Here is a 6,156-nt window from a genome sequence, read left to right as displayed (position 1 = left end):
GTCGTGCCGTGTTCCCGCAGGTGGTCGTCCCACTGCACGCGTGGTGGCAGACCGGAGCGGGACACCAGGACCACCCGGGCCCGGGCCCGCCAGGCGAGGTCCTCGGCCACGGTGATGCCGATCCCGCCCAGCCCACCGGTGATCACGTACACGCCGTGGGGGCGTACCCCGGCACCGGCCCGTTCGGGGAGGGCGACCTGCTGGTAGTCCTGCACCCAGCGGCGCCCGGCGCGCAGCGCGGTCGGTGGGCACAGGCCCGCCTCGTCGGTCTCCGGCTTGCGGACCAGCTCCGTCACCACCGTGGACCAGGTGACGGGCGTGCCCTGGTCGGCCGGGTCCAGGTCGACGTGCCGGACGGCCAGCCAGGGCAGTTCCAGCGGGACGACCCGGGCGATCCCGGTGACCGTGGCGTGTTCGGGGCGGACCAGGTCGGTGCCGGTGACGTCGGCGGCCCCCCGGGTCAGCACGTCGAGCCGGACGGTCTCCGGGTGCTCCCCGGCGGCGAGCGCCTCGACCAGGTACAGCAGGCTGAAGAACCCCCGGTCCTGGGCGGCCCAGGTGGCCGGGGCCCCGGCGGCGGGCGGGCCGCCGGCCGACCATGCGTGCACGATCCGGTCCACCGGCCCGTGGGCCTGCGCCAGCTCGGCGAGCAGGGTGTCGTAGTCGGTCCGGTCGGCGGGCCGGACGGTCCAGCCGTCGGCGGTACGCCCGAACTCCCCGCCGGGGCGTACCTCGACGACCTGGGCGCCCTGGGCCCGCAGGGCGGCGCCGAGTCCGGCGCTGTCGTCGTCGCAGAACAGCAGACACCGGCCGATCGGCGGTTCGCTGGACGGGCCCGGGGTGAGCTGGCGCCAGGTCGGCGCCCACGCCCAGGCGTCGACCGGCAGGATCCCGCCCCGTTCCGAGCGGCTGGCCACCGCCGAGGTCTGCGCGGAGAACCCGGCTGCGGCGGCGTCCGGCTCGACCCAGGCCCGGGTCCGTTCCCACGGGTAGGTCGGCAGGGGCACCCGGTTGGCGACCGGGGTGACAGCCGTCGCGTCCACGGCCGCGCCGTGTGCCCACAGCGCCCCGGCGGCGCGGTACAGCACGTGCAGGTCCGATCCGCTGTCGCGGGGGCCGGGCAGGCTCGGCAGCGGGGCCGGCGCGTCCCGGGGCAGTTGCGGGCGGACCAGCCCGACGAGCTGGCGGCCCGGCCCGCACTCCAGGAACAGCCACTCCCCCTCGGCGAGCAGGGTGGCCACCCCGTCCCCGAAACGGACCGGCTCGCGCAGGTGCCGCGCCCAGTACGCCGGGTCGGTGGCCTCCTGCGCGGTGATCCAGGTACCGGTCACGTTGGACAGGAACGGCAGCCGGGGTGCCTGGCGTCCGGTCGCGGCGACCAGGTCGCGGAACGTGGCGAGGACCGGGTCCATCATCGGCGAGTGGAACGCGTGCGAGGTACGCAGCAGGGTCGCGCCCACGGCGTCGGCGGCCAGCCGTTCGGCGAACGCGGTGACCAGTTCGGTCGGCCCGGCCACCACGCAGCTGTTCGGGGCGTTGACGGTGGCCACGGAGAGCCCGTCGGGCAGCATCGGGCGGACCTCGGCCTCGTCGAGCTGCACGGCGAGCATCGCGCCGGCCGGCATGCCCTGCATCAGCCGGCCCCGGGCGGCGACCAGGCGCAGCGCGTCGGGCAGGGTGAAGACCCCGGCCAGGGTGGCGGCGACGTACTCGCCGATGCTGTGGCCGAGCATCGCGGCCGGTTCGACGCCCCAGGTCTGCCAGAGCCGGGCCAGCGCGTACCCCACCACGAACAGCGCCGGTTGGGCCTGGCCGGTGCGGCGCAGCTCCTCGTCGCGGCCCGCCATGAAGATCACGTCCCGGAGGTCGGCGAGGTCACCGGCCGGGTCGGTGGCCAGCAGGTCGAGGCACTCGTCCACCGCGTCGCGGAACACCGGTTCGGTGCGGTACAGCTCGGCGCCCATGCCGGCGTACTGCGCGCCCTGGCCGGAGAAGAGCAGGGCCACCCGGGGCGCCCGCCGGCCGGCCACCCCGGTGACGACCCGCTTGGCGTCGGCCAGCGCGGTCACCGCGTCGAGCGTGTCGGTGACCACCACCGCCGCCCGGCGGGCCAGTTCCCGCCGGCCGACGCGCAGCGTGTACGCCACGTCGGCGAGGTCCAGTTCCGGGTGTTCCCGCAGGTGCGCGGCGAGCTGTCCGCGTTGACGGGCCAGGGCGGTGTCGGTACGCGCCGACAGGTGCAGCAGGTACGCCGGGCGGGTGCCGGCGCCGGCCGGCTGCTGCGGGGGCGCCTGCTGGAGGACGGCGTGCGCGTTGGTCCCGCCGATGCCGAACGAGCTGACCGCGGCCCGGCGGGGCATGCCGTCGGGGGACCAGGGGGTCAACGCGGTGGTCACGTGAAAAGGGTTCTGCCCGAAGTCGATCTTCGGGTTGGCCTGCCGGTAGTGCAGGCTCGGCGGGATCTGGCCGTGCTCCAGGGAGAGCACCGTCTTGATCAGCGCGGCGATCCCGGCGGACTGTCCGAGGTGACCGATGTTGGACTTCACCGAGCCGATCGCGCACCAGCCCCGGTCGTCGGTGTCCCGCTGGTACACGGTGGACAGCGCGGACACCTCGATCGGGTCGCCGAGGGCGGTGCCGGTGCCGTGCGCCTCCACGTAGGTGATCGACCGGGGGTCCACCCCGGCCACGCCGAGCGCCTGGGCGATCACCGCCGCCTGCCCCTCCATGCTGGGCGCGGAGAAGCCGACCTTGGTGTCGCCGTCGTTGTTGATCGCGTTGCCGAGCACCACCGCGCGGATGTGGTCGCCGTCGGCGATCGCCTCCGACAGCCGTTTGAGCACCACCGCCCCGCCGCCGCTGCCCCAGATGGTGCCCCGGGCGTCGGCGTCGAAGGGCCGGCAGTGCCCGTCCGGGGCGGTGATGCCGTCCTCGTCGTAGAGGTACCCGTGTCCGGCCGGGATGTCGATGGTCGCGCCGCCGGTCAGCGCCATGTCGCACTCACCGTTGCGCAGCGCCTCGCAGGCCAGGTGCAGTGCCACCAGGGAGCTGGAGCAGGCGGTGTTCATGGTCAGGCTGGGTCCGCGCAGGCCCAGCCGGTACGAGGTCAGGGTCGCCGCGTAGTCGGGGTGGTTGCCGACCATCACGGCCAGCCAGCCGGCGTTGGCGTACGCCTTCGGGTTGCTGCGGATGTTCAACCACTGGTACACGTCCGGGCCGACGGTGGCGTACATGCCGATCTCGCCGTCGTAGCGGGCCGGGTCGTAGCCGGCGTCCTCCAGCGCGGTGTGGCTCAGCTCCAGCAGCAGCCGGTGCTGCGGGTCGCGGGTCTCCGCCTCCCGGATGGACATGCCGAAGAACCCGGCGTCGATGCTGTCGTAGTCGTCGAGCACGGCGGCGGCCGGAACGAAGTTCGGGTCGCTGACGATCGACTCGGGTACGCCGAGCGCCCGCTGCTCGTCGAGGGTGAAGAACCGGACGCCCTCCACGCCGCCGACGAGGTTGTCCCAGAACTGCCCGGCGTCGGCGGCGCCGGGCATCCGGCAGGCCAGCCCGATGACGGCGATCGGCTCGGCGGTGGGGGTGTCGGTCGGCTCCACCGGTTGGTCGGTGTGGGTCATCGGGCGCCATCTCCAGTCGTGTCCGTGGCACCGCCGGCGCGGCCCTGATTCCTCTGACGTAGCCGTTCCCGGCGGGCCGCGACGCGACGGGCGGCCCGGTCCAGACCGGGGCTGCCGCTGTCACCGTCGAGGAAGCCGGCGAGCAGGCGGACGGTGGGGCGCCGGAACAGCTCCACCACCGGGATCTCGGCACCGACGGCCGCCGTGAGCCGGGCGGCCACCGCGACCAGGGCCAGCGAGTGGCCGCCGGTGTCGAAGAAGTTGTCCTCCGGGCCGACCCGCTGCCGGCCGAGGACGGTGCACCAGATGCCCGCGACGAGGCGTTCGGTGCGGGTACGCAGCTCGTCGTCGACCGGCCGGGGTCGCGGGGGCGGCACGATGCCGGCCAGCGCCCGTCGGTCCACCTTGCCGTTGGCGGTCAACGGGATCGCCGGCACCAGGTGCAGCTGGGCCGGTACGGCGTACTCGGGGAACCGGGTCCGCAGGTGCGCCACCAGGTCGGCCGGACGCAGGTCGGGTTGGGCGGGTGCGACGAACGCCCGGATGCCCTGCTCGGCGCCGGTGGTGACCGGCAGCGCGGCGGCGGCGCGGACGTCGGGGTGGGCGGCCAGGGCCGCCTCGACCTCGGCCAGTTCGACCCGGTGGCCGCGTACCTTGATCTGCTGGTCGACCCGGCCGGTCAGCACCACCGTGCCGTCCGGGCGGTGCCGGCCGAGGTCACCGGTGCGGTACCGCCGGTCCTGCGGGTCGGTGCCACCGGGGGTGCGGTCGAAGCGGCGGGCGGTCGGCCCGGGGTCCAGGTAGCCGGCCGCCAGGTGCCGGCTGCGGACCACCACCTCGCCCAGTTCGCCGACCGCCGCCGGCCGGCCGGCCCGGTCCACGATGACGAGGTGACTGCCCGGGGCACCGCACCCGACCGGAACGGCGTCGGGGGTGGCCGGTCCGGCCGGTACCTCGTACCAGGAGTGGATCTGCGGGGTCTCGGTGGTGCCGTAGGCGTTGACGATCCGGGCGTTCGGCGCCAGCGCCCGCAGCCGGGCCGCGTCCCCGCCGGTGAACTGGTCCCCCGCGACGACCACCAGCCGCAGGTCGGGCAGGGGTGCGCCGGCCGGGCCGATGGTCAGCATCCGGCCCAGTTGCGGGGTCAGGTGCGCCACGGTGGTCCGCTGCTCCCGCAGCCAGGCACCGAGCCGGACCGGGTCACGCAGCAACGTCTGGTCGGGTACGGCCAGCCGGGCGCCGAGCACCAGCGGCGTGTACAGGTCACGCAGCGCCGGGTCGTGGCCGAGGCCGCCGAGCAGCGCGAACCGGTCGGCCGGTCCGAGACCGAAGGTCTCCGGGTACCAGTCGAGGAACGCCGCCAACGCGGCCGCGGTACCCGCCACCACCTGCGGCTCGCCGGTGGTGCCGGAGGTGAACGACAGGTACCCGGCGTCCGGTGGCCCGGCGTCGGCGTCCGGCGGCACGGCGGTGGCGGCAGGGTCGAGCCGGAGCAGGTGGTCCAGTTCGGCGGGGACGGTCACCTCGGGGCAGACCAGCAGGGCCCGGGCGGCGGCGGCCGTCGCCTGCCGGGCCAGCCGGACGGCCGGCAGGGTGGTGTCCAGCACCGCCCACCGGGCCCCGGCGGTCAGCACTCCCAGCAGCAACGCCGGCAGGGTCACGTGCCGGCCGGCCAGCACCGCCACGGTCTCCCCCGGGCCGATCCCGGCTGCGCGGACCGCTGCGGCGACCCGGCGGCGCAGGTCGTCGCAGGCGTGCCAGGTCAGCGCACCGCCGGCACCGGTGACGGCCGGCTCGTCGGGGTGCGCGGCGACCCGGGCGGCGAGCCGGTGCAGCACCGGTACGCCGTCACGGGTCGGCAGCGGGGTACCCCAGTCGGGCAGCACGGCGGTCGGCGGGCGGGCCGGGGCGTCGACGACCGGGGCGTCGGGCGCGGCGACCAGGGCCCGGACCAGGTGCGGGTACGTGTCGAGCAGCGCGGCGATCCGGTCGGCGTCGTACAGGTCCGGGTTGTAGACCGCCGCCAGGTGCAGGCCGTCGCCGTCCTCGCTGACGTACAGGGTGAGGTCGAACAGCGAACCGGGCAACCCGGCCGGCACCGGCTCGGCGGTGCAGCCGGGCAGTTCCAACCGGGCCGGTCCGAAGGTGTACATGTTGAACAGCACCTGGATCAGCGGGTTGCGCCCGAGGTCACGGGGCACCCGCAGGGCCTCCACGACCCGTTCCAGCGGGGCGTCCCGGTGGTCGACGGCGAGCCGGACCTCCTCGGCGCAGCGCCGGACGTGCGCGGTGAAGCTGTCGTCGTCGGCGACGCGCAGCCGCACCGGCAGGATCTGGAGCAGCAGCCCCACGAGGGGTTCGAACGCGACGTGGTCCCGGTCGGCGAACGGGATGCCGACGATCAGGTCGTCCTGTCCGGTGAGCCGGCGTACCAGCTGCGCGAACGCGGCGAGCAGGACGGCGTGCGCGGTGGTGTCGGCCCGCCGGGCCAGGGTCCGGACGGCGCTGGTGGTGGCCGCGTCGAGCCGGGCGGTAC

Annotated in this window: 2 protein-coding genes; both read right to left on the bottom strand. The window is 75.4% G+C overall.

The window, feature by feature from the left end; genetic code table 11:
• Window positions 1-3,620 (bottom strand): type I polyketide synthase (locus GSF22_RS29270; protein WP_208817145.1); only part of this gene is annotated, 3,620 nt, incomplete at its 3' end.
• Window positions 3,617-6,156 (bottom strand): AMP-binding protein (locus GSF22_RS29265; RefSeq protein WP_208817144.1); only part of this gene is annotated, 2,540 nt, incomplete at its 5' end. The genes GSF22_RS29265 and GSF22_RS29270, both read right to left, overlap by 4 nt.

It is taken from the genome of Micromonospora echinofusca (assembly GCF_017614955.1).
Classification (GTDB): Bacteria; Actinomycetota; Actinomycetes; order Mycobacteriales; family Micromonosporaceae; genus Micromonospora; species Micromonospora echinofusca_A.
The sequence above is the reverse complement of the archived record's forward strand: the minus strand, read 5'-3'. Positions and strand labels throughout refer to the sequence as shown.